22 protein-coding genes are annotated in these 23,191 nt (G+C 67.6%); 12 read left to right on the top strand and 10 right to left on the bottom strand.

What is annotated here, in order from left to right:
* Nucleotides 1–125: 125 nt before the first annotated feature.
* From pgl to tkt, 6 genes are read right to left on the bottom strand one after another with little or no spacing between them, the layout of a single operon-like run.
* Complete coding sequence (gene pgl, locus ACYVII_RS08900) at nucleotides 126–896, bottom strand: 6-phosphogluconolactonase (protein ID WP_460534027.1); 771 nt, start codon at nucleotides 894–896, stop codon at nucleotides 126–128.
* Complete coding sequence (locus ACYVII_RS08895; protein WP_460534025.1) at nucleotides 893–1,858, bottom strand: glucose-6-phosphate dehydrogenase assembly protein OpcA; 966 nt, start codon at nucleotides 1,856–1,858, stop codon at nucleotides 893–895. The genes pgl and ACYVII_RS08895 overlap by 4 nt, the downstream gene beginning before the upstream one ends.
* A complete protein-coding gene (gene zwf / locus ACYVII_RS08890; protein WP_460534023.1) occupies nucleotides 1,855–3,393 on the bottom strand; it encodes a glucose-6-phosphate dehydrogenase in 1,539 nt (512 codons plus the stop codon). The genes ACYVII_RS08895 and zwf overlap by 4 nt, the downstream gene beginning before the upstream one ends.
* An 18-nt stretch (nucleotides 3,394–3,411) precedes the next feature.
* Entirely contained in the window at nucleotides 3,412–5,025 is a 1,614-nt protein-coding gene (locus tag ACYVII_RS08885) for a glucose-6-phosphate isomerase (protein WP_460534021.1), read from the bottom strand.
* Nucleotides 5,022–6,149: a transaldolase gene (tal, locus tag ACYVII_RS08880; RefSeq protein WP_460534019.1), complete on the bottom strand. Its 1,128-nt coding sequence runs from the start codon at nucleotides 6,147–6,149 to the stop codon at nucleotides 5,022–5,024. The genes ACYVII_RS08885 and tal overlap by 4 nt, the downstream gene beginning before the upstream one ends.
* 48 nt (nucleotides 6,150–6,197) lie before the next feature.
* Nucleotides 6,198–8,291: a transketolase family protein gene (gene tkt / locus ACYVII_RS08875; protein WP_460534017.1), complete on the bottom strand. Its 2,094-nt coding sequence runs from the start codon at nucleotides 8,289–8,291 to the stop codon at nucleotides 6,198–6,200.
* Nucleotides 8,292–8,553: 262 nt separating this feature from the next.
* Here tkt and ACYVII_RS08870 point away from each other — a divergent pair, with 262 nt between their 5' ends.
* The 10 genes from ACYVII_RS08870 (at nucleotide 8,554) to abc-f (ending at nucleotide 18,222) form a co-directional block, all read left to right on the top strand.
* Nucleotides 8,554–9,474 (top strand): protoheme IX farnesyltransferase, encoded by a 921-nt coding sequence (locus tag ACYVII_RS08870; RefSeq protein WP_460534015.1) that lies wholly within the window; start codon nucleotides 8,554–8,556, stop codon nucleotides 9,472–9,474.
* Between the two features lie 2 nt (nucleotides 9,475–9,476).
* Nucleotides 9,477–10,481, top strand: coding sequence for a COX15/CtaA family protein (locus ACYVII_RS08865; RefSeq protein WP_460534013.1), 1,005 nt, complete (start codon nucleotides 9,477–9,479; stop codon nucleotides 10,479–10,481).
* Nucleotides 10,482–11,297, top strand: coding sequence for a carbohydrate ABC transporter permease (locus ACYVII_RS08860; protein WP_460534011.1), 816 nt, complete (start codon nucleotides 10,482–10,484; stop codon nucleotides 11,295–11,297).
* Nucleotides 11,298–11,406: 109 nt separating this feature from the next.
* The gene (locus tag ACYVII_RS08855; RefSeq protein WP_460534009.1) at nucleotides 11,407–12,090 is read left to right on the top strand and encodes a DUF899 domain-containing protein; all 684 of its coding nucleotides are present in this window, start codon (nucleotides 11,407–11,409) and stop codon (nucleotides 12,088–12,090) included.
* 226 nt (nucleotides 12,091–12,316) lie between these two features.
* On the top strand, nucleotides 12,317–13,735 hold the full coding sequence (gene sufB, locus ACYVII_RS08850) for a Fe-S cluster assembly protein SufB (protein WP_460534007.1): 1,419 nt from the start codon (nucleotides 12,317–12,319) through the stop codon (nucleotides 13,733–13,735).
* A 3-nt stretch (nucleotides 13,736–13,738) separates the two neighbouring features.
* The gene (locus tag ACYVII_RS08845) at nucleotides 13,739–14,905 is read left to right on the top strand and encodes a SufB/SufD family protein (protein WP_460534005.1); all 1,167 of its coding nucleotides are present in this window, start codon (nucleotides 13,739–13,741) and stop codon (nucleotides 14,903–14,905) included.
* Nucleotides 14,902–15,228, top strand: a complete 327-nt coding sequence (locus ACYVII_RS08840; RefSeq protein WP_460534003.1) for a non-heme iron oxygenase ferredoxin subunit — start codon at nucleotides 14,902–14,904, stop codon at nucleotides 15,226–15,228. Before ACYVII_RS08845 ends, ACYVII_RS08840 begins: the two co-directional genes overlap by 4 nt.
* Before the next feature lie 3 nt (nucleotides 15,229–15,231).
* A complete protein-coding gene (sufC, locus tag ACYVII_RS08835) occupies nucleotides 15,232–16,038 on the top strand; it encodes an ABC transporter ATP-binding protein (protein WP_460534001.1) in 807 nt (268 codons plus the stop codon).
* A gap of 5 nt (nucleotides 16,039–16,043) precedes the next feature.
* Complete coding sequence (locus tag ACYVII_RS08830) at nucleotides 16,044–16,373, top strand: metal-sulfur cluster assembly factor (protein ID WP_460533999.1); 330 nt, start codon at nucleotides 16,044–16,046, stop codon at nucleotides 16,371–16,373.
* Nucleotides 16,374–16,623: 250 nt separating this feature from the next.
* Nucleotides 16,624–18,222 (top strand): ribosomal protection-like ABC-F family protein, encoded by a 1,599-nt coding sequence (abc-f, locus tag ACYVII_RS08825; RefSeq protein WP_460534060.1) that lies wholly within the window; start codon nucleotides 16,624–16,626, stop codon nucleotides 18,220–18,222.
* Between the two features lies 1 nt (nucleotide 18,223).
* Here abc-f and ACYVII_RS08820 read toward each other — a convergent pair whose 3' ends face one another.
* The gene (locus tag ACYVII_RS08820; protein ID WP_460533997.1) at nucleotides 18,224–18,454 is read right to left on the bottom strand and encodes a hypothetical protein; all 231 of its coding nucleotides are present in this window, start codon (nucleotides 18,452–18,454) and stop codon (nucleotides 18,224–18,226) included.
* Nucleotides 18,451–18,918, bottom strand: a complete 468-nt coding sequence (locus ACYVII_RS08815) for a DUF3099 domain-containing protein (RefSeq protein ID WP_460533995.1) — start codon at nucleotides 18,916–18,918, stop codon at nucleotides 18,451–18,453. Before ACYVII_RS08815 ends, ACYVII_RS08820 begins: the two co-directional genes overlap by 4 nt.
* Nucleotides 18,919–19,088: 170 nt before the next feature.
* Between ACYVII_RS08815 and fabG the strand changes: the two genes are divergently transcribed.
* Together fabG and ACYVII_RS08805 are read left to right on the top strand one after the other, a co-directional pair.
* Complete coding sequence (gene fabG, locus ACYVII_RS08810) at nucleotides 19,089–19,799, top strand: beta-ketoacyl-ACP reductase (RefSeq protein ID WP_460533993.1); 711 nt, start codon at nucleotides 19,089–19,091, stop codon at nucleotides 19,797–19,799.
* A gap of 246 nt (nucleotides 19,800–20,045) precedes the next feature.
* Complete coding sequence (locus ACYVII_RS08805) at nucleotides 20,046–21,158, top strand: SURF1 family protein (protein WP_460533991.1); 1,113 nt, start codon at nucleotides 20,046–20,048, stop codon at nucleotides 21,156–21,158.
* 84 nt (nucleotides 21,159–21,242) lie between these two features.
* Here ACYVII_RS08805 and serB read toward each other — a convergent pair whose 3' ends face one another.
* Entirely contained in the window at nucleotides 21,243–21,902 is a 660-nt protein-coding gene (gene serB, locus ACYVII_RS08800; protein ID WP_460533989.1) for an HAD family hydrolase, read from the bottom strand.
* Nucleotides 21,899–23,140, bottom strand: a complete 1,242-nt coding sequence (locus ACYVII_RS08795) for a glucose-1-phosphate adenylyltransferase (RefSeq protein WP_460533987.1) — start codon at nucleotides 23,138–23,140, stop codon at nucleotides 21,899–21,901. Before ACYVII_RS08795 ends, serB begins: the two co-directional genes overlap by 4 nt.
* Between the last annotated feature and the right edge of the window lie 51 nt (nucleotides 23,141–23,191).

The following is a 23,191-nucleotide window of genomic DNA, read 5'->3' as shown; positions in this document are numbered from 1 at the left end:
ACTGACCACGCGTCACCAGACACGCCGCACCCCGACCCCGCCAGCGAACGAGGAAGCGCCGCCAGGCAACCAATCCGGCGGCGCTTCACCACGCCCCCTTGACAAAACTCAACACATATCAGTCGTCAGTATTCCTGCGCGATGAGGCTCTCCGGAACCTCGGCGGAGGCATCCTGGTCGACGAAGAAGACCGTGCGCTTGCGGCCCTTCGCGCCCGCAGCGGGCACCTCCGTATAGCTGGCGCCGGCCAGGGCAAGCCCGAGGGCGGATGCCTTGTCTGCGCCGGCGAGCACGAGCCAGATGCGCGCGGATGCGTTCAGCACGGGCCGGGTCAGGCTGAGCCGTTCGGGTGGCGGCTTGGGGGAGTCGCGCACGGCGATCACGGCGCGCTCGGTCTCGCGGATGCCCGAGCGGTCGGGGAACAAGGAGGCGATGTGCCCGTCCGGTCCGACGCCGAGGAACGTGATGTCGAAGCGCGGGTACGGCAGCCCCTTCTTCGAGAACCGCTCCAGCTCCCGCGCGTAGGCATCTGCCGCGTCGTCAAGCCCGAGACCGGAGTCGGACGCCGGGAACGGATGCACGTTCGCCGCCGGGATCTCGAGGCGGTCGAGGAGCGCTTCCCTCGCCTGCTTGTCATTGCGATCTTCGGAATCGGCGGGCACCCACCGTTCGTCCCCCCACCAGAAGTGCACCTTCGACCAGTCGACGGAGCCGCGAGCTTCGGACCCGCCGACGGCTGCGAGCACGCCGATGCCCACCGTGCCGCCGGTGAGGCACACGTGCGCCTTGCCCCGGTCGGCGACGAGGTCGGCCGTCTTCGAGAGGAAGCGTGCTGCGACGGCGGAGACCAGGGCATCCCGGTCGTGGTGCACGAGCACGCGCCGTTCACCGGTCATCGTGCCGCCGCTTCCTGTTCCTCGGACTCCAGAAGCGGGAGGCCCTTGGTCAGGACCCTTCCGTACAGCTCGTCCGGATCGAGTCGGCGCAGCTCCTCGGCGAGGCAGTCGCGCAGGTTACGCCGGGGGAGCGCGAGATCGTGCGTCGGCTCTCCGGGCTGGCTCAGCGTCGCGACATCGGGGATGTCGCGCACCAGCTCGATCGTTCCCGATGCCCTGCGCAGCTGGACGCCGTGGATGCCGCTCAGCCCGCGCTGCCGCGCCGTCAGGTCGTGCTGCACTGGGGCATCCAGCTGAAGGCGCAGCCACGCGGCCAGCAGCACCGTCGACGGGGAGTCGGGCGCGCCTGACACTTCGACCGACTCGACCGGCTCGTACGGGGGCTGATCGAGCGCGGCGGCGAGCTGGGCGCGCCACAGCGTGAGCCGCGTCCATGCGAAGTCGGTGTCGCCAGGCGCGTACGTCTCGGCAAGATGCAGCAGCGCCTCGTGCGGATCGCCGGCGGAGGACGAGTCCGTGATGCGGCAGGTCGCGATGCGTCCGAGCGCCGAGGTGGACACCACGTCGGGCGCCGTGCCCGGCCACCACACGACGACGGGGGCATCCGGCAGAAGCAGCGCCGTCACCAGACCCTCTTCGTCGCTCGCGGTCTCCCCGTAGGCGCGCAGCACGATGACCTCGCTCGCGCCCGCATCGCCGCCGACGCGGATCTGCGCGTCGAGCCGGCTTGCGGAATCCGCGTGCGGATGATCGGGGTCGGCCGTCGAGACGACGATGACGCGCATCGGATGCTCGCGCGACGCCTCGTTCGCCGCCTCGATGACCTCTTCCTCCTGGCCGAGCCGGGTGGCGATGATCAGCGTGAGGACGCGGCCGAGTGCGACAGCACCGCCCTCCTCGCGGATCTTGATCAGTGTCTTCGACACGTTGCTGCTGGTCGTGTCGGGCAGGTCGACGATCATGGGCGCCTCCAGGTCCGCCCGTCGCGGGCGAGTAGTTCGTCAGCGGATGCCGGGCCCCAGGTTCCCGGCCGGTACTGCTCCGGCACGCCGTGCGATGCCCAGAACTCCTCGATCGGGTCCAGGATCTTCCACGACAGCTCCACCTCTTCGTGGCGCGGGAACAGCGGCGGGTCGCCGAGCAGCACGTCGAGGATGAGGCGCTCGTACGCCTCGGGACTGGCCTCCGTGAACGCGTGGCCGTAGCCGAAGTCCATGCTCACGTCGCGCACCTGCATGCCGGCCCCCGGAACCTTGGAGCCGAACCTGATCGTCACGCCCTCGTCCGGCTGCACCCGGATGACGAGGGCGTTCTGGCCGAGCGCGCTGGTCTGCGACTCGGCGAAGAGCTGCTGCGGTGCACGCTTGAACACCACGGCGATCTCGGTGACCCGGCGGCCGAGGCGCTTTCCCGCTCGCAGGTAGAACGGAACGCCGGCCCACCGGCGGGTTCCGATCTCGAGCTTGATGGCGGCATAGGTCTCGGTCGTGGAGTGCGGGTTCATCCCGTCCTCGTCGAGGAACCCGACGACCTTCTCGCCGCCCTGCCATCCGCCCGAGTACTGACCACGCGCCGTTGCGGTGGCCAGATCCCTCGGCAACCGCACGGCCTTGAGCACCTTCTCCTTCTCGGCACGCAGGTCCGCGGCGTCGAACGACACTGGCTCCTCCATCGCCGTCAGGGCGAGCAGCTGCAGCAGGTGGTTCTGGATGACGTCGCGAGCCGCGCCGATGCCGTCGTAGTAGCCGGCACGGCCGCCGACGCCGATGTCCTCGGCCATCGTGATCTGTACGTGGTCCACGTAGTTCGCGTTCCAGATCGGTTCGTACAGCTCGTTGGCGAAGCGCAGAGCCAGGATGTTCTGCACCGTCTCCTTGCCGAGATAGTGGTCGATGCGGAACACCGCGTCGGGCGGGAAGACCGTCTCGACCACCTTGTTCAGCTCGCGGGCTGTCTTCAGGTCGGAGCCGAACGGCTTCTCGATTACGACCCGGCGCCATCCCTTGGACTGCTCGGCCAGGCCGGAGCGACGCAGCTGCTCGGTGACGAGCGGGAACGCCTTCGGCGGGATCGACAGGTAGAACGCGTGGTTGCCCATCGTGCCGCGCTCGCGATCGAGTGCGTCGACCGTCTGCTTGAGCCGCTCGAACGCGGCATCGTCGTCGAACTCGCCGGGCACGAAGCGGATGCCCCGAGCAAGCTGGCGCCACACCTCGTCACGGAACTCGGTGCGGGCGTACTGCTTCACGGCGTCGTAGACAACCTTCTCGAAGTCCTGGTCCGCCCAGTCGCGCCGGGCGAATCCGACGAGCGCGAACCCTGGCGGAAGAAGACCTCGGTTCGCGAGGTCGTAGACGGCGGGCATCAGCTTCTTGCGGGACAGGTCGCCTGTCACGCCGAAGATGATGAGGCTGCTCGGGCCCGCGATGCGGTTGAGCCGGCGGTCCTCCGGTACCCGGAGCGGATTATGATCCGCGGTGATTGCCACCGGTGACATGGATCTCCTCGTGTCGGTTCAGTCGTCCACGTCGCCGAAGAGGGTCTCGACGTTCGTGGTGGGGTCGGTGAGGGTGAGAGTGACAACGGGACGTCCGTGCTGTGCGAGCACGGCGGCGTCCCCGTCGGCCTGAGCCTGGATCAGCTGGCCGAACGTGAACGGACGGTCTGGCACCTGCAGGTCGTCCGGCTCGCGGGCGAGGATCTGCAGGAACACGCCGACGGCGGGACCGCCCTTGTGGAACTGTCCCGTCGAGTGCAGGAAGCGCGGCCCCCAGCCGAACGTGACGGGGCGCTTGGCTCTGGCCGCCAGCAAGTCGCGGATGCCTGACAACTGCGGCAGCGCCAGCCGGTTCACGTACGCCTGGACGGCGACGTACCCGTTGACCGGCAGCTGCTCCAGCAGTGCACCGATAGCAGCATCCACGGTCGCCGCATCGCGGAGCACCGCGGGGTCGCCGCGGACCTCGATGCCGGCGTCGACGAAAGCCGGTTCCGTCGGCTCGGGACGCGCGTCCAGCAGGCCGCGTGCAGCCTTCTTGGCCGACTCGACGTCCGGCTGGTCGAACGGGTCGATGCCGAGAAGTCGGCCAGCAACCGCAACCGCGTACTCCCACACCAGGAACATTGCGCCGAGCGAGCCGGAGACCAGGATCTCGCCGCGATGCCGATCGGCAGGGAAGAGGTGGTGAGCCGCTGCGTTGTCGACCAGTCGTACGACCTGCAGGTCGGGCAGGTTCTGCGACAGCTCGGGGGAGACCACGTCGAGCACGACGGGCAGGAGCCCCTTGCCCTCCTTGCCGGTCGACTCGGCGATGAGCTGCTCGGCCCAGTCGGCGAAGCCCGCGATGTGCGTGCCGTCGGAGACGATACCGAGCTTGTCGCGCAGAGGCTTGGAGCCGGCGATGGCGGCACCCAGGATCAGCCCCGGGTTCGTCTCGTCGTCGATCGCGAGTTCGAGGGAGATGGTCTCGGCCTCTTCCAGCAGCTCCTCGATGTCGAAACCGGCGAGACCGGAGGGCACCAGCCCGAACGCGGTCAGCGCCGAGTAGCGACCCCCGACATTAGGGTCCGCGTTGAACACCGCGTAGCCGGCCTCCCGGGCGGAAGCATCGAGCGGCGAGCCAGGGTCGGTGACGACAACGATGCGCTCGGCGGGGTCGATGCCGGCATCCCGGAACGCCTTCTCGTATGTGCGACGGTGGCTGTCGGTCTCCACGGTGGAGCCCGACTTCGACGACACGATGAGCACGCTGGAGCGCAGCCTGTCGTTCACGGCATCGAGCACCTGCCCTGGATCGGTGGTGTCGAGGATGGTCAGCTCGAGGTTGCCCGTTCGCGTGATCACCTCGGGGGCGAGGGACGAGCCGCCCATCCCGCTCAGCACGAAGTGGTCGATGCCTTCGGCGAGGAACTTCTCACGCAGCTCGACGATCCGCGGCACGAGCGGACGTGAGATGGCAACGGCCTCCGTCCAGCCGAGGCGGATGCCCGCCTCGGCCTCCGCGTCCGGCCCCCAGAGCGCCGCATCCTGAGCGGTGATACCAGAGGCCACCAGGTCGTTCACCAGGCCGGGCACGGCCGATCTGACCGCCGCTTCCGCGTCGCCCGAGACGTGGATCTTGAAGCTCACCGCACGGTCTCCGCCGCGCCCGCCTGCTGGAGCGCCGCGGTGACCGTGTCGAGCAGCTGAGCCCATGACACGTCGAACTTCTCGACGCCCTCGTCTTCCAGCGTCTGCGTGACGTCGTCGTACGAGATGCCCAGCGCGGCGATCTTGTTCAGCATCTCATTCGACTCGTCGTACGTGCCGGCGATCGTGTTGCCCGTGATCTCACCGTGGTCGAACGTGGCCTCGAGCGTCTTCTCCGGCATCGTGTTGACCTCGTCCGGTGCGACCAGCGTGGTCACGTACAGCGTGTCGGGGTACGAAGGGTCCTTGACGCCGGTGGATGCCCACAGCGGCCGCTGCTTGTTGGCTCCCGCCGCCAGCAGCACCTTCGCGCGCTCCGAGTCGAACGCCTGCTCGAACACCTGGTAGGCCAGCCGCGCGTTGGCCACCGCGGCCTTGCCCTTGAGCGCCTCGGCCTCGTCGGTGCCGATCGCACCGAGCCGCTTGTCGATCTCGGTGTCGACCCGGGAGACGAAGAACGAGGCGACCGAGCGGATGGTCGACAGGTCGATTCCGGCGGATTTCGCCTGCTCGAGACCGCTCAGGTAGGCGTTGATCACCTGCCGGTAGCGCTCGAGGCTGAAGATCAGCGTGACGTTGACGCTGATGCCGGCGGCGGTCGCAGCAGCGATGGCCTCCAGACCTTCGACCGTGGCCGGGATCTTGATCATCGCGTTCGGCTTGCCGACCTTCTCCCAGAGCTGCTTGGCCTGGGCGGTCGTGCCTTCCGCGTCGTGCGCGAGAGAAGGCTCCACCTCGATCGAGACTCGGCCGTCCACTCCGCCGGATGCCTGAAAGACGGGAGCGAACACGTCGGCGGCGTTGCGCACATCCGTCGTGGTGATCTCGAAGACGGCCTCGTGCACGTCTTTGCCCTCTGCGGCGAGCTGACGCACCTGCTCGTCGTACGCGTCGCCCTTGGACAGCGCCGTGGCGAAGATCGTCGGGTTGGAGGTGACACCGACCACGTTGCGGGTGTCGATCAGCTTCTGCAGTCCGCCCGAGGTGATGAGGTCGCGGGACAGGTCGTCGAGCCAGATGCTCACGCCCTCGGCGGCAAGCCGTGCAGTGGGGGATTCGGTCATTCTTCTCGCCTCTTCTTCTCTTAGGTTCTTTCGCTCGCCCGACCGCGCCTACTGGGCCGCGATCGTCTCCTTGGCGGCGTTGACGACGGCGTCGGCGGTGATGCCGAACTTCTGGAACAGCGTCTTGTAGTCGGCGGATGCCCCGAAGTGCTCGATCGACACGCTGCGGCCCTTGTCGCCGATGTACGGGCGCCACGTGAGCGCACGACCGGCCTCGACGGAGACGCGTGCGGTGACGGATGCCGGCAGCACCGATTCCTTGTACTCCGCGCTCTGCTCCTCGAACCACTCCTGGCTGGGCATCGAGACGACGCGGGCGTTCACCCCGTCGGCCTTCAGCGTCTCACGGGCGGCGACAGCCAGCTGGACCTCGGAGCCGGTCGCGATGATGATCACGTCTGGCGTGCCGCCCGGGGCCTCGGCCAGCACGTATCCGCCGTTGGCGACACCCGCCGCCGAGGCGAACGTGTCACCGGATGCCTCGCCATCGCCGCGCTCGAACACGGGGATGTTCTGCCTGGTGAGCGCGATGCCCATCGGGCCGCCGCGGCGCCTGAGCATCTCGAGCCACGCGTATGCGACCTCGTTGGCGTCGCCTGGGCGCACCACCGTGAAGTTCGGGATGGCGCGCAGCGTCTCCAGCTGCTCGATCGGCTGGTGCGTCGGGCCGTCCTCGCCGAGGGCGACGGAGTCGTGCGTCCAGACGAAGATCGACGGAATGCTCATCAGCGCGGCCAACCGCAGCGCGGGACGCTGGTAGTCGCTGAAGATGAGGAACGTGCCGCCGAACGGCCGCGTCGGGCCGTGCAGCACGATGCCGTTCAGGATGGCCGCCATCGCATGCTCGCGGATGCCGAAGTGCAGCACGCGTCCGTAGGGGTTTCCCGCCCACTCGTGCGTGGAGCGCTCGGTCGGCACGAACGACGCACCCGACTCGATCGTCGTGTTGTTCGACTCGGCGAGGTCGGCGGAGCCGCCCCACAGCTCGGGCAGAAGAGGCGCGATCGCGTTCAGCACCTTGCCGCCCGCGGCGCGGGTGGAGACGTCCTTGCCAGGCTCGAACACCGGAAGGGCATCCTCGACGCCGTCCGGGAGTTCCCCGGCCAGCAACCGGTCGAGCAGTGCCTTGCGCTCCGGGTTCGCCTCGGCCCACGCGTCGAAGCCGACCTGCCACTCGGCCCGCTCCTGTGCGCCGCGTTCGATCGCTTTGCGGGTGTGCTCGATGACCTCGTCGGAGACCTGGAAGGTCAGCTCCGGGTCGAAGCCGAGAACCTCCTTGACGGCACGCAGCTCGTCGCCGCCGAGCGCGGAGCCATGGATCTTGCCGGTGTTCTGCTTCTTCGGGCTCGGCCAGCCGATGATGGTCTTCAGCACGATCAGCGACGGCTTGTCGGTGACGGCCTTGGCCTCTTCGATGGCGTCGAACAGCGCCTGCACGTCTTCGACGTACTGGCCCGTCTTCTTCCAGTCCACGACCTGCACGTGCCAGTGGTAGGCCTCGTAACGCGCCTTCACGTCTTCGGTGAACGCGATGTTCGTGTCATCTTCGATGGAGATCTGGTTGCTGTCGTACAGCACGACGAGGTTGCCGAGCTCCTGGTGGCCGGCGAGCGAGGATGCCTCGCTCGTCACGCCCTCCTCCATGTCGCCGTCGCTGGCGATCACGTAGACGAAATGGTCGAACGGACTGGTGCCGGGGGCGGCATCCGGGTCGAACAGTCCGCGCTCGAACCGGGACGCGTACGCGAAGCCGACGGCGGAGGAGAGTCCCTGGCCGAGCGGACCCGTGGTGATCTCGATGCCGTCGGTGTGGCGGTACTCGGGGTGGCCGGGTGTCAGCGAGCCCCAGGTGCGCAGCGCCTTCAGATCGTCGAGCTCGAGTCCGTACCCGCCGAAGTAGAGCTGCACGTACTGGGTGAGGGAGGTGTGGCCTGCGGAGAGCACGAACCGGTCGCGTCCCAGCCAGTGCTGGTCTTTGGGGTCGCGGCGCATGACGCGCTGGAACAGGAGGTACGCGGCCGGTGCCAGGCTCATGGCGGTGCCGGGATGCCCGTTTCCCACCTTCTCGACGGCGTCCGCGGCAAGGACGCGCGCGGTGTCTACTGCCTTGTTGTCAATGGGATCCCATTGCAGTGCTGCCACTTGAGACTGACCCTTCTTTATTCGTCGGTGCGAACGAGGGGCCCGTCGAACGGACCCGCACCGGTGAGAGGTAGTGCGCGCGCATCGATAGGCGAGCACACCCAAGTATAGGGAGATTGCCAGTTTCCAGCGGGCTGAGGAGGCCCTGCGCTGTGGCCACCCGACAAAACCCGGCGGCCGTGTGAACGAGTGTGACGGCGGGGATGGGCATCGACTCCATGACCTAGGATTGAGCGTTGAGTGTCGACGTGATTGAGGAGCGATGGACGTAGCCGCCACGAGCCGGACAGTACCGGCCAGGATCGGGTTCCGGCGCAAGTTCGCCGCCTACGTCGCCCTTACCAAACCCCGGGTGATGGAGTTGCTCCTCGTCACCACGATCCCGGTGATGTTCCTCGCCGCCGGCGGCGTGCCGAACCTCTGGCTGGTGGCCGCGACAGTGATCGGCGGCGCGATGAGCGCCGGCTCCGCCGCCGCGTTCAACTGCTACATCGACCGCGACATCGACAAGGTCATGCGGCGCACCAAGAACCGTCCGCTCGTGACAGGGGAGCTGACCCCCCGTGAGGCCTACGTCTTCTCCTGGGCGCTCGCCGTCGCCTCGACCGTGTGGCTCTACTTCACGACCAACTGGCTGGCCGCGCTGCTCTCGGTCGTGGCGATCCTGTTCTACGTGTTCGTCTACACGCTGTGGCTGAAGCGCCGCACGCAGCAGAACATCATCTGGGGCGGCATCGCGGGATGCTTCCCCGTGCTCATCGGCTGGGCCGCCGTGACGGAGTCGCTCGACTGGGCACCGTTCATCCTGTTCGGCGTCGTCTTCCTGTGGACGCCTCCGCACTACTGGCCGTTGTCGATGCGCTACCGCGACGACTACAAGTCGGTCGGCGTCCCGATGCTCGGCGTCACCCGTGGTCGCGCTGTCGTGGGACTGCAGGTCATCCTGTACGCCTGGGCGACCGTGGCGTGCTCGCTGCTCCTCGTGCCGGTCGCACACATGGGTCTCGTCTACACACTCACCGCACTGGCCGCCGGCGTGTGGTTCATCTACGAGACGCATCGCCTGTACTCGCTGGCCATCCGGCACGAGAACCCTTCGCCGATGCGGGTGTTCCACGGCTCCATCACCTACTTGTCGGTGCTGTTCCTCGCGATAGCCATCGACCCGCTCCTCCCGTTCTGATCGTGACGGTCAAGACTCCGCTCGGCTGGCTCGCCGACCGCTACACGCTCTCGCCCCGATCGCTGCGCTGGGCGTCCACGGCATCTCTCGTGGTCAGCGTGCTGATCGTGCTCGGCGGCGGCATCGTGCGCGTCACGGGGTCCGGTCTCGGATGCCCGACCTGGCCCACCTGCGACACGACGTCGCTGACGCCGACGCCGGCCATGGGCATCCACGCGGTCATCGAGTTCTCCAACCGCATGCTCACCGTCGTGCTGTGCATCGCCGTCGCATGGGTGATCATCACCGCACGGCTGCAGAAGCCGCGCGCACGCAGCATCACGCGGCTCGCCTGGTCGCAGTTCTGGCTCGTGGTGGTCAACGCGGTGGCGGGCGGCGTCAGCGTGTGGACCGGCCTCAACCCCTACGTCGTCGCCTTCCACTTCGTGATGGCGATGGGTCTGCTCACGACCACGACGCTCACCTGGCATCGCGTGCACGAGGCGGCCGTCTCGAAGGATGCCCTGGCACGCGTCACGCCGCCGGCCCGTGTCCTCAGCTGGGCCCTGGCGGTGCTCACGGCGGTGCTGATCGTCGTCGGGACGCTCGTGTCGGGGTCGGGGCCGCACTCCGGCGACACCGTCGCGGTGCCGCGCATGGCCTTCGACTGGGTCGACATCACGATCGTGCACGGCGTGCTCGGAACGGTCACCCTCGTGGTGGCGATCGTGCTCGGAGTCGTGCTCTGGCGTTCGCGTGCGATTACTCCGCTGCGTCGCACGGCGATGTTCGTCGGTGTGGTCGTCGTGCAGGCCGCCGTCGGCCTCGCACAGTCGCTGACCGCGCTTCCCTCGCTGCTGGTGGCGATCCACCTTCTGCTGGCGGCCCTGGTCTGGGTGGGCGCGCTCCGAGTGCTGCTCGACGTGAACCCCGGGCTGTTCCCGAGCGTGCACATGGCGACGGCTGAGCGGGCCGTCAACGCGGATCGTGCGAAGAGCACCGCGCCGCTCCCCGAACGGGCGAACTGAGTGCCGGCCGCGCCGGTGCGCCGGAGGGTGCGCTCCGCGGCCTCGTCGGGTGCGCGTCTCATCGCGATCGTCGTCATCTGCGCACTGGTCACCGCACCGCTCTGGCCCGTTCTCGCGGCGGCGTTCCTGCCCGGCGCCCCCGGAGACCGGCAGGCAGCGGGCGGACCGCTGGCGGGCATCCTCGCCACGTTCCGATTCACCCCTGCGCTGACGTGGCTGGGCAACAGTCTGCTCGTGGCTAGCGTGACGACGGCGGTCGCGATCGTCGTCGCGGCGCCCGCGGCCTACGCCCTGTCGCGGGGGCGGGGCCGGCTCGTCGCCGCCTACTCGCTCGTTCTGTTCATCGTGCAGTCGCTCCCGGTCGTCGTGCTGGTCATCCCGCTCTTCGTGCTGTTCGCCAGAGCCGGCCTTGTCGACTCGCTCGGCGGCCTCACGATCATCTACATCGGGCTGTCGGTGGCGGTGGCCGTCTGGATGCTCACCGCCGCCATCGACGCGGTGCCGCTGCGCCTAGAAGAGTCCGCCTGGCTCGACGGATGCAGCGTGCTCGGCTCGTTCGTGCGAGTCGTGCTGCCCAGTTGCTGGCCGGGCATCGTCTCCACGGCGATCTACTGCTTCCTGCTCACCTGGAACGATTACCTCGTCGCTCTCGTCTTCATCAAGTCGAACGCGCTCTACACCCTGCCCATCGGGCTGCAGGCTGCACGCACTCCGGGACTCGTGCTGGTCATCGTGATCCCGCCGCTGCTCATCTTCGGGCTGCTGAATCGCTACTTCTCCCTCGGCGGCATCGCCGGTTCATTCGCCGATCGCTGACGCCGAGATATTCGACACCACCCGATCTCCGCTCACTCTGGTCTTTGTCGCAGGCCGCACCTAACGTGGCCATCATCGGCACAACACAGCGAACCGGTGGGAGATCCTCATGACTGCATTACCGCCCGTCGTCGATCAGGAGACCTGGCGCCGAGAACTGGAAGCTCTGCGCATGCGTGAGAAGGCTGCGACGAGGGAGCTCGACGCTGTCGCCGCCCAGCGCAGAAGACTGCCCATGGTGCGGATGCCCGACTACACGCTGGAGGGCGAGAACGGTCCGGTGCGGCTGGCCGACGTCTTCGAGGGCCGAAGCCAGCTGATCGTCTACAACCACATGTGGTTCGACGATGAGGAATGGCAATGTCCCGGATGCACCGGCTTCACCGCCCAGTTCACCCGCTTCGAATTCCTCGAGCCATACGACGCCCGCTTCGTCATCGTGACGCAGGGACCGATCGATGAGGCACTGGCATACAAGCAGAAGGTCGGCAACCGCTTCGACTGGTACTCCACAGCGAACAGCCCATTCGGCGCTGATGTGGACGCTCCCGCCGGCGGCGGATTCGCCGTCAACGTGTTCCTCCGCGACGGCGATACGGTCTACCGCACCTGGCACACGAGCGGGCGCGGCGTCGAGCAGCTCAGCCACACTTTCCCGCTGATCGATGTGCTGCCGTACGGCCGGCAGGAGGAGTGGCAGGATTCGCCGGAGGGGTGGCCGCAGTCGCCCACCTACAGCCGATGGGCGTCGCCGCAGGAGATCGCGGCCGCGTACGGCCGGCAAGACGACTGACGGCCGCGAAGTCGCGCCGACCCGTCGGGTCCGCTGAGCATCGGCCCATATTCGGCTCGGGCGCGGGCCCGCCCTGTAGAATCGAGTGGTTCAGGAGTGCATCGTTCGCACTCGCAAGCCATCCGCACAATCCTGCCTCGGTGTCACCGACCCGCGATGACACGAACACGTAGGTGGGAGCCGGTCTGAAGCCGGTCACGGGCGGCAGGAAAACGAGGTAATCACAATGTCAGACGTTCTCATCGACCGTCCCGAGCTCGCCGGCCTCGGCCAGTACGAGTTCGGCTGGGCCGATTCAGACGAGGCGGGGGCCACTGCCCGACGCGGTCTCTCCGATCAGGTGGTCCGCGACATCTCGGCTCTCAAGAACGAGCCGGAGTGGATGCTCCAGCGCCGGCTGAAGGCTCTCCAGCTCTTCCAGCGCAAACCGATGCCGACATGGGGAGCCGACCTCTCCGAGATCGACTTCGACAACATCAAGTACTTCGTGCGCTCCACGGAGAAGCAGGCGCAGAGCTGGGAGGACCTGCCTGAAGACATCCGGAACACGTACGAGAAACTCGGCATCCCCGAGGCCGAGCGCCAGCGCCTGGTCGCGGGCGTCGCCGCGCAGTACGAGTCCGAGGTGGTGTACCACCAGATCCGCGAGGACCTCGAGCGCCAAGGTGTGATCTTCAAAGACACCGACACCGCTCTTCGCGAGAACCCCGAGTTCTTCGAGGAGTACTTCGGCACCGTGATCCCGGCAGGCGACAACAAGTTCGCCTCGCTCAACACCGCCGTGTGGTCCGGGGGATCGTTCGTGTACGTGCCGAAGGGCGTGCATGTAGACATCCCGCTGCAGGCCTACTTCCGCATCAACACGGAGAACATGGGCCAGTTCGAGCGCACGCTCATCATCGCCGACGAAGACAGCTACGTGCACTACATCGAGGGCTGCACCGCCCCGATCTACAAGTCCGACTCGCTGCACTCGGCCGTCGTCGAGATCATCGTGAAGAAGGGCGCACGCGCTCGTTACACGACCATCCAGAACTGGTCGAACAACGTCTACAACCTGGTCACGAAGCGCGCCATCGCGCACGAGGGCGCCACCATGGAGTGGATCGACGGCAACATCGGGTCCAAGGTGACCATGAAGTACCCGTCCATCTACCTGGCGGGGGAGCACGCCAAGGGCGAGACGCTCTCCGTGGCGTTCGCAGGCCCGGGTCAGCACCAGGACGCCGGCGCCAAGATGATTCACATGGCGCCGTACACGCAGTCCTCGATCGTCTCCAAGTCGATCGCGCGAGGCGGCGGACGTGCCGGCTACCGCGGTGAGGTACGGGTGGAGAAGGATGCCCACCACGCGGCGAACACGGTGCGTTGCGACGCCCTGCTGGTGGACACCATCTCGCGCAGCGACACGTACCCGGCCATCGACATCCGGGTGGACGACGTGCAGCTCGGCCACGAGGCGACCGTCTCCCGTGTCAGCGAGGAGCAGCTGTTCTACCTGATGAGCCGCGGCCTGCCAGAGGACGAGGCCATGGCGATGATCGTGCGCGGGTTCATCGAGCCGATCGCGCGGGAGCTCCCGATGGAGTACGCGCTCGAACTCAACAAGCTCATCGAGATGGGCATGGAAGGCAGCGTGGGCTGAGGAATGACGATCATCGAGACCGAACCAGCCTTCGTTCCCGTTCAGACCCGATCCGAGCGTTTCAAGTCCACCGACGTCGCCGACTTCGACTCCGTCACCGGCCGTGAAGCGACCTGGCGCTACACGCCGGTCGCCCGCATCGCGCAGCTTTTCGAGCCCGGCCTTGACGGCTCCCGGTACGATTACGATCTGCGCACGTCGTCTGACGTCAGCGGTCAGGTGACCGCCGAGTGGGTCGCCCGCGACCATGCGCTCGTCGGCGCGGCGGGAGTTCCGGAGGAGAAGGCATCCGCGGCGGCGTGGACGTCGTTCGGCGAGGCGCTGCTCGTCACAGTCTCCGGGAACGCCGGGGAGGCGAGCCTGACACGCTCGGCGCTCGGCACTTCCGATCGTGCCGCGCACACCGTCATCCACGCCACCGCAGGCAGCACCGCCACCCTTCTGCTGCGCAACGCGGGAGACGCCAGTCTCACCGAGAACGTCGAGGTGATCCTCGACCAGGGCGCCAGGCTCACCCTGGTGAGCGTGCAGGAGTGGACGGATGCTTCCAGGCACGTCTCGACGCACTTCGCGTCGGTCGGCCGCGACGCGCTGCTCAAGCACGTCGTCGTCTCGCTCGGCGGCGCGTTCATCCGCCTGAACCCGGCCGTGCACCTCACCGGTCCGGGAGCGGAGATCGAGGCGTACGGCGCCTACTTCGCGGATGCCGGTCAGTACATCGAGCACCAGGTGTACGTCTTCCACGACGAGCAGCACCAGCGCAGCCGCGTGACGTACAAGGGCGCACTGCAGGGCGCATCCGCCCAGACCGTATGGATCGGCGACGTGCTGATCGGCCAGAAGGCGGTCGGCACCGACAGCTACGAGCAGAACCGCAACCTCGTGCTCACCGAGGGAGCGCGCGCCGACTCGGTGCCCAACCTCGAGATCGAGATCGGCGACATCGTCGGAGCCGGTCACGCCAGCGCGACCGGCCGGTTCGACGACGAGCAGCTGTTCTACCTGCAGTCACGCGGAATCACCGAGGACGAGGCACGTCGCCTCGTCGTTCGCGGATTCCTCGTCGAGATCGTGCAGCAGATCGGTTCGCCGGAGCTCGAGGAGCACCTGCAGGCCGCTATCGAGGCCGAGCTCACCGGCGGTGCACCCGTGCAGGGTGACGCGCGATGAGCGCTGAACGCGTCTGCCCGGCATCCGAACTCGTCGAGAATCAGGCCAAGCGGGTTGTGGTCGGCGGGGTGCCGATCGCGCTCGTGAAGGACTCGGCCGGCGACATCCACGCCATCGGCGACACCTGCACGCACGGCGACATCTCGCTGTCCGAGGGGTTCATCGAGGGCGAGGCCATCGAGTGCTGGGCGCACGGCTCGCAGTTCTCCCTGCTCACCGGACAGCCACTGAACCTGCCGGCCTACGAGCCGGTCCCCGTTTTCACCGTCGAGATCACCGACGGAGACATCTTCATCGACCCGACCATCACGAAAGCCATCTGATCCATGTCAACACTCGCCATCCGCGACCTGCACGTCACCGTCGAGACCGACCAGGGGACCAAGGAGATCCTCCGCGGCGTCGATCTCAGCATCAACACCGGTGAGATCCACGCCATCATGGGCCCCAACGGATCCGGCAAGTCGACCCTTGCCTACACCATCGCCGGCCACCCGAAGTACACCGTCACCCGGGGCAGCATCGAGCTCGACGGCGTCGACGTACTCTCGATGACGGCCGACGAGCGCGCCAGGGCGGGCCTCTTCCTCGCGATGCAGTACCCCGTGGAGATCCCCGGTGTGACGAACACCAACTTCCTGCGCACTGCGAAGACGGCGATCGACGGTGAAGCACCGAGCATCCGCACGTGGACCAAGGACGTCAAGACGGCCATGTCCAACCTCAAGATGGATGCCTCGTTCGCCTCCCGCAACGTCAACGAGGGATTCTCCGGCGGTGAGAAGAAGCGCAACGAGATCCTGCAGCTCGAGCTTCTGAAGCCGAAGTTCGCCGTGCTCGACGAGACCGACTCCGGCCTCGACATCGACGCGCTGAAGATCGTCTCCGAGGGCGTGAACCGGGCACACGACAACACCAACCTCGGTGTGCTGCTGATCACGCACTACACGCGCATCCTGCGCTACATCAAGCCGGACTTCGTGCACGTTTTCGTCGCAGGACGCGTCGCCGAAGAGGGTGGCCCGGAGCTCGCAGAGCAGCTGGAGGAGGAGGGCTACGTGCGCTTCGTCTCCGACGGCGAGGAAGACACCGATGCCGTCCTGACCGACGATCAGGCCGCGAGCGTAGGCTGAGCATCATGCCCTCCACCCTCGCTCCCGACCTCTACGACCAGGTCGAAGAGGCGCTGAAGGACGTGATGGACCCGGAGCTCGGCGTGAACGTCGTCGACCTCGGTCTCATCTATGACCTCTCCTGGGATGACGAGAACGACGCGCTCGTCATCTCCATGACGCTGACCAGCGCAGGATGCCCGCTCACCGATGTGCTCGAGGAGCAGACCGCCGAGTCCCTGGACGGCGTCGTCGAACGCTTCCGCATCAACTGGGTGTGGATGCCGCCGTGGGGCCCTGAGCGCATCACCGAAGACGGCCGCGACATGATGCGGGCGTTGGGCTTCGCGATCTGAGTTGTCCTGCACGCCGCGCAAGCGGCGGCGTCCCGCGGCCGGCAGATCGCGTGGTCGCGTTCGGCGCCGTCAGGGCCGCCGCCTTGTAGAGCGTGTCGCGTTCGCGAGTTTTCGGCTTGTCTGTGTGCGAAGCCGGTCGCAGCCGATGGAGAACCGGATTCGACAGAAACTCCTGCTCGGCACCCTCCGCTAATCTTGTATGGCGCTTTCGCGCATCATCCTTCGCCTCGAACAGAACTGGACCACGCCTGTGCTCGCCGTGCACGACCTCGAGATCCGCGTCGGCGCGCGCACCCTGATGTCGGGTGTGACATTCCGGGTGGCTGCGGGCGACAAGATCGGCCTGGTCGGGCGCAACGGTGCGGGCAAGACGACGCTGACCAAGGTGCTCGCCGGCGATCTGCTGCCCACCGACGGCCGCGTCGACCGGTCAGATGACATCGGCTACCTCCCTCAGGATCCGCGCACCGGGGACCCCGACATGCTCGCCCGCACACGCATCCTCGACGCCCGGGGCCTCGGCACGCTCGCGCTCGGAATGCACGAGGCGTCGATGAGCATGGCATCCGACGATCGGGCCGCCGCCGACAAGGCGATGCGACGCTACGCGAGCCTCACCGAGCGGTTCGAGGCGCAGGGCGGCTATGCGGCCGAGGCGGAGGCGGCGTCGATCGCGCACAACCTGTCGCTGCCGGACCGCATCCTCGACCAGCCGCTGCGCACCCTGTCAGGCGGCCAGCGCCGCCGCATCGAGCTGGCACGCATCCTGTTCTCCGACGCCGACACCATGATTCTCGACGAGCCCACCAACCACCTCGACGCCGACTCCGTGGTCTGGCTGCGCGAGTTCCTGAAGAGCTACAAGGGCGGCCTGATCGTGATCAGCCACGACGTCGAGCTCGTCGGGGAGACGGTGAACAAGGTGTTCTACCTGGATGCCAACCGCCAGGTTATCGACATCTACAACATGGGGTGGAGGGCGTACCTCGCGCAGCGGGCTGCGGATGAGGAGCGTCGCAAGAAGGAGCGGGCGAACGCGGAGAAGAAGGCCTCGGCGTTGCAGGCCCAGGCGGCGAAGTTCGGCGCCAAGGCCACCAAGGCCGCCGCAGCGCACCAGATGGTGGCGCGCGCGGAACGCCTGCTGAACGGCCTCGATGAGGTGCGTCAGGCGGACCGCGTCGCCAAGCTGCGCTTCCCGACACCCGCAGCCTGCGGACGAACCCCGCTGATGGCATCCGATCTCTCGAAGAGCTACGGCTCGCTGGAGATCTTCACCGCGGTGGACCTCGCTATCGACCGCGGGTCGAAGGTCGTCGTGATCGGGCTGAACGGCGCCGGCAAGACGACGCTGCTGCGCATCCTGGGCGGCATCGATGTGCCCGACACGGGCTCGATCGAGCCGGGACACGGGCTGCGCATCGGCTATTACGCGCAGGAGCACGAGACCATCGACGTCGGTCGCACGGTGCTGCAGAACATGGTCTCCAGCTCGCCGAATCTCACCGAGACCGAGGCGCGCAAGGTTCTCGGGTCGTTCCTCTTCACCGGCGACGACGTGCACAAGCCGGCCGGCGTGCTCTCCGGAGGCGAGAAGACACGATTGGCGCTCGCGATGATCGTCGTGTCGGGGGCGAACGTGCTGCTGCTCGACGAGCCGACCAACAACCTCGACCCGGCGAGCCGCGAGCAGATCCTGGATGCCCTCGCGCACTACGAGGGCGCTGTGGTGCTGGTCTCGCACGATCCCGGAGCCGTGGAGGCGCTCAACCCGGAGCGGGTGCTCATCCTCCCCGACGGCGTCGAAGACCATTGGAACGCCGACTACGCGGACCTCATCGCGCTGGCGTGAGCTAGGGCGTTCCGGCGTCCAGCGGCTCCACCGCCAGCGGGAAGTCGCGGGAGGCGAGGAATCCGCGCAGGAACTCGACGTGCTCGTCGCACGCCAGCCAGGTCTTGCGGCGATCTTCGGTGTGGATGCGTGGATTGCGCCAGTCGATCCGCCACGCTGCTTGCTCGCGGCAACCGGCACGCGAGCAGGTGGGAACCTCCGGGCCGCCGCCGAGCGCGTCGAGCAGGCTCATGCCGACTCACGCCGGCCGGGCGGCTCATCGGAGTCCGACGCGCCCGGCTCAGCAGACTCGCTCGCGGTCGGCCGCGAGGCACCTGGCTGCGACGATGGGGACTGCGGATGCTCACTCTGTCGCGGGACGTCAGCGGGCGCCTGTCCCGCATCGTCAGCGGCGGTCCCGGCCGGGTCGGCGCTCGCCTCCCAGGTGGCGGCGCCTGGAACGCCGTCCATGCGCACGATGCTGCCGGGGCGTTCCGGTTCCGATGGCCGGGTTCGCGCGACATTGGCCACCACGACCGCGAAGTACGGCAGGAAGACGGCACCGGCGGCCGGGATGAGGATCCACCAGCCACGCACCCAGAGCAAGGAGACCAGACAGAGCACGCGGATCGACATCATCACCGTGTACTCGAGCATGCGGTGACCCCGATCGGCCGCCGGTGCCGGCGGCAACGACGTGATCGACTGATGTTTCATCGCATGGCTCCTGGGGGACCGGACCGCCGGCGCGCTCCGCCCCTCCAGCCTACGTGCCTTGCCCCACCCCGAACGGCTGGATACCAGCGCATGAAGAACGGATGCCTGCCGCCGTCCTCATAGACTGGTCCGGCGTTCTCATCCACCCCCGACACCACGAGGAATGCCCCATGACGACACCCCGCACCGTGCTGGTCACCGGAGGGAATCGTGGCATCGGCCGCGCCATCGCGGAGGAATTCATCGCGCTGGGACACCGCGTCGCGGTGACAGCGCGCAGCGGCGAGGGCCCCGCCGGATCGCTCACGGTGCGGGCGGATGTCACCGACAGCGAGCAGGTCGACGCCGCGTTCACCGCCGTCGAGGCCGAACTGGGTCCCGTCGAGGTGGTCGTGGCGAACGCGGGCATCACCCGCGACACGCTGCTGATGCGCATGACCGACGAGGACTTCGACACCGTCGTCGACACGAATCTCGGTGGTGCGTTCCGCGTCGTCAAGCGCGCGTCGAAGGGGATGCTGAAGGCGCGCTTCGGCCGCATCGTGCTCATCTCCAGTGTCGTCGGCCTGTACGGCTCGCCCGGTCAGGTGAACTACGCCGCCTCGAAGGCCGGTCTCGTCGGCATCGCCCGTTCACTCACCCGCGAGCTCGGCGGACGGGGCATCACGACGAACGTCGTCGCACCGGGATTCATCGAGACCGACATGACCGCCGCGCTGCCGGAGGAGCAGCAGGATGCCTACAAGAGGGCCATCCCGGTCGGACGCTTCGGGCACCCGTCCGAGGTCGCGAAGGCCGTGGCATGGTTGGCATCCGATGACGCGGGCTTCATCACCGGCGCCGTCATCCCCATCGACGGCGGCATGGGGATGGGCCACTAGCGGCAGGCATCCCTGCGCCCGCGGCACAGGGCCCGCGCACTGCGCAGAGCATCCGGTTGCCCAGGGCATCCCACAGCCCAAGGGCATCCCACAGCAACACCGACTAGCGTCGATGCGGGAACGAGAGGATCCAGCACGTCTACCGACAGGCATCCCGGTGACGCCGTCGCACGCACGGCGAGCGAGCTGACCCGCCGCACCGTCGCGCCCGGCGCGGTCGCCAAGCCCGCCGCCGTCTACGACACGGTGACCGAGGGCCTCACCGGGTGGCAGTTCCTGCGCACCGGGCGGTGGATCGCCTACTTCGCCGCTGCCGTGGTCTTCGCGCTGATCTGCGGCGGACTTGCGCTGTGGCAGTGCGACCGCGGCCGGCAGGCGTCCGCCGACAACCACCTCTACTCGGGCAACTTCGCAGCGCAGACGGTCCCGCTCACGAGCGCCCTCCCCACGCTGTCGTCGTATTCGCCCGAGCAGGTGTGGCGCGCGGTGAGCATGCGCGGCCACTGGGATGCCGACCACCAGTACTACCTGCGCAACAGCGTGCGCAGCGGGGAGACCGGGTTCGACGTGATCACCGCGTTCCGGCTCGAGTCGGGCGCGACGTTCCTCGTCGACCGCGGGTGGGTCGCGGCATCCGGGAACGGCGCGGAGCCAGCGTCCAGGCCGCAGCCTCCGACGGGAGCCGTGGACCTCGTCGCTCGCCTGCAGGCGAGCCAGGCGAAACGCGGTGAAGGGGGAGTGAACGCTCACCAGATCGAGTCAGTCGACCTGTCGGAGCTCGCCCCCGTGGTCGGCGGCCGGGTGTATTCCGCCGCCTGGGGCGTGATCGTCTCGCCGCGGTCCTCGGCGGAAGGGCTCGCGCGCATTCAGGCCACTCCGCCTGCCGAGGGCGTCGGGTATCACTACTCGTACATGATCCAGTGGCTCCTCTTCGTGCTGATCGGATTCTTCGTACTGTGGCGAGGCGCGGTGCGGGAGTACCGCAGGCTCAACGCCGACGACCCCGAGGAGCAGCGGCGCGAAGCGGAACGGGTGCGAAAGCGGGCCCGCAAGGCCTTCACCGACGAGGAAGTCGAAGACGAGTCACTCGACGGCTACGTGCCGCTGAGCAGATGGATGGGCCGATCGGGTATCGCCGTCGAGCCGGGCGCCGCACCGAAGCCGGCCCTCACGGGAACACCGATCCCGTTCGACACGACCGAGGAAGACGATGAGCGGAAGCCCGTCGAGGAGCATCCGTCGCAGCACGGGCGCGTGCTGGTGCTTGGCACGTCCGACTCACCGAACCACGACGGCGCCGCCGACGAGGCGGATGAGTCGTCAGCCGAAGACCAGGGCGATCGGCCGACGAATTCCTAGACCGCGGACTCCTACGCTCGGCCAAGATCCGCGCTGACCCCTGCCGTCGAAGACCAGCCCCGACCCCAACCCTCGCGAAGATTCCTACCCACGAAGGCCCAGTAGCGGGAGCACCTGGGAAAGGTCGCGGCTATCGACGGCCAAATTCGCCGCGGACCGCACGGCGGGCTTCGCGCAGAAGGCCACCGAAAGGGCGGCGGCCCCCATCATGCGCAAGTCGTTCGCGCCGTCCCCGATCGCGACCGTCCTGGTTGCCGGCACGCGTGCATCCTGCGCCCACTCGGTGAGCGCCGCCTCCTTCGCCGCTGCGTCCACGACGGGTCCGTCCACGGCGCCGGTGAGAACGCCGTCGACCACCTCGAGCCGATTCGCCCGCCATCTGTCGATGCCGAGGCGCTCGGCCAGGCCGTCGACGAGCTCGTGGAAACCACCGGAGACGACGCCGACCAGGCCGCCCGCCGAGTGCACGGCATCCACGAGCTCGGGTACACCGTCGGTGATCCGGATGCGACGCGCGACATCCGTGAAGACGTCCTCACTGAGCCCCCGCAATGTCGCGACACGCTCCCGGAGGCTCTGTTCGAAGTCGAGCTCACCCCGCATGGCGCGCTCGGTGATGCCGGCGACCAGCTCACCGGCGCCGGCATGCTCGGCGAGCAGTTCGATGACCTCGTCGTGAATGAGGGTGGAGTCCACATCGAGCACCACGAGAAAACGGGCGGACGCGGACTCTGCTGCGCTCATGGAACGACGTGCACTCCCTTGCCGACGACCGTGAGGCCGGATGGCGTGATCGTGAAACCACGGGCGCGGTCGCGCTCCGGGTCGACGCCGATCTTCGCCCCCTCGCTGACGATGACGTCCTTGTCGAGAATAGCCCGGCCGACGAACGCATTCGGCTCGATCACTGCACGGTCGAAGATGACCGAGTCCACGACGTGAGCACCCGACTCCACCTTCGCCCATGGACCCAGCACGCTTCGCTCCAGATGTGCGCCGCTGATCACCGAACCGAGCGAGACGATCGAGTCGATCGTCGTTCCGATCGCACCGTGCACGTCGCGCACGAGCTTCGCCGGAGGCGAGTTGAGTTGCTGGCTGAAAATGGGCCAGTCGTCGTTGTACAAGTTGAAGATGGGCAAGGCGGAGACGAGGTCCTGGTGCGCCTCGAAGAACGAGTCGATCGTTCCCACGTCGCGCCAGTAGTAGCGGTCGCGTTCCGTCGACCCCGGAACGTCGTTGCGCTTGAAGTCGTACACCCCGGCCTCGCCGCGCGAGACGAAGTCGGGGATGATGTCGCCGCCCATGTCGTGGTTGGAGTCCGGCCGCTCGCCGTCGCGCTGCACCCCGTCTATCAGCGCCTGTGCGTCGAAGACGTAGTTGCCCATGGATGCCAGCACCTCATCGGGAGCGTCGGGCAGACCGACCGGGTCGCTCGGCTTCTCCCGGAACGCGGCGATGCGGTCGGGCTGTGCCGAGTCGACCTCGATCACTCCGAACTGGTTCGCCAGCGAGATGGGCTGCCGGATCGCCGCAACCGTGGCGGCCGCACCTGACTCGATGTGCGCGTCGAGCATCTGCGCGAAGTCCATGCGATAGACGTGGTCGGCCCCGACCACGAATACGATGTCGGGCTTCTCGTCTCGAATGAGATTGAGGCTCTGCAGGATCGCGTCGGCCGAGCCGGAGAACCACCGCTTCCCCAGCCGCTGCTGGGCGGGCACCGAGGCGATGTAAGACCCGAGCAGCCCCGACATGCGCCACGTCTGCGACACGTGGCGGTCCAGGCTGTGCGACTTGTACTGCGTGAGCACGACGATCTGTCTCAGCCCGGAATTGATGAGGTTCGACAGCGCGAAATCGATCAATCGATACTGACCGCCGAACGGAACGGCCGGCTTGGCCCGGTCTGCGGTCAGCGGCATCAGGCGCTTGCCTTCGCCCCCCGCCAGCACAATGCCGAAGATCTTCTTGCCCGTCATGACACAACACTAGACCGACGTCGGTGAACGACCGTAAGGGGTTGGTTTCCG

The organism is Humibacter ginsengiterrae, assembly GCF_054780115.1.
Note: the sequence above shows the minus strand (reverse complement) of the source record. Positions and strands in the feature narration are given on the sequence as shown.

Bases quoted from the DNA above. Each gene is read 5' to 3' on its own strand.
- sufC (WP_460534001.1), top strand. From the start codon at position 15,232: ATGTCAACACTCGCCATCCGCGACCTGCACGTCACCGTCGAGACCGAC.
- serB (WP_460533989.1), bottom strand. From the start codon at position 21,902: ATGAGCGCAGCAGAGTCCGCGTCCGCCCGTTTTCTCGTGGTGCTCGAT.
- ACYVII_RS08820 (WP_460533997.1), bottom strand. From the start codon at position 18,454: ATGAGCCTGCTCGACGCGCTCGGCGGCGGCCCGGAGGTTCCCACCTGC.
- ACYVII_RS08895 (WP_460534025.1), bottom strand. From the start codon at position 1,858: ATGATCGTCGACCTGCCCGACACGACCAGCAGCAACGTGTCGAAGACA.
- fabG (WP_460533993.1), top strand. From the start codon at position 19,089: ATGACGACACCCCGCACCGTGCTGGTCACCGGAGGGAATCGTGGCATC.
- ACYVII_RS08795 (WP_460533987.1), bottom strand. From the start codon at position 23,140: ATGACGGGCAAGAAGATCTTCGGCATTGTGCTGGCGGGGGGCGAAGGC.
- ACYVII_RS08855 (WP_460534009.1), top strand. From the start codon at position 11,407: ATGACTGCATTACCGCCCGTCGTCGATCAGGAGACCTGGCGCCGAGAA.
- ACYVII_RS08840 (WP_460534003.1), top strand. From the start codon at position 14,902: ATGAGCGCTGAACGCGTCTGCCCGGCATCCGAACTCGTCGAGAATCAG.
- ACYVII_RS08870 (WP_460534015.1), top strand. From the start codon at position 8,554: ATGGACGTAGCCGCCACGAGCCGGACAGTACCGGCCAGGATCGGGTTC.
- ACYVII_RS08845 (WP_460534005.1), top strand. From the start codon at position 13,739: ATGACGATCATCGAGACCGAACCAGCCTTCGTTCCCGTTCAGACCCGA.
- ACYVII_RS08815 (WP_460533995.1), bottom strand. From the start codon at position 18,918: ATGAAACATCAGTCGATCACGTCGTTGCCGCCGGCACCGGCGGCCGAT.
- pgl (WP_460534027.1), bottom strand. From the start codon at position 896: ATGACCGGTGAACGGCGCGTGCTCGTGCACCACGACCGGGATGCCCTG.
- sufB (WP_460534007.1), top strand. From the start codon at position 12,317: ATGTCAGACGTTCTCATCGACCGTCCCGAGCTCGCCGGCCTCGGCCAG.
- zwf (WP_460534023.1), bottom strand. From the start codon at position 3,393: ATGTCACCGGTGGCAATCACCGCGGATCATAATCCGCTCCGGGTACCG.
- ACYVII_RS08830 (WP_460533999.1), top strand. From the start codon at position 16,044: ATGCCCTCCACCCTCGCTCCCGACCTCTACGACCAGGTCGAAGAGGCG.
- tal (WP_460534019.1), bottom strand. From the start codon at position 6,149: ATGACCGAATCCCCCACTGCACGGCTTGCCGCCGAGGGCGTGAGCATC.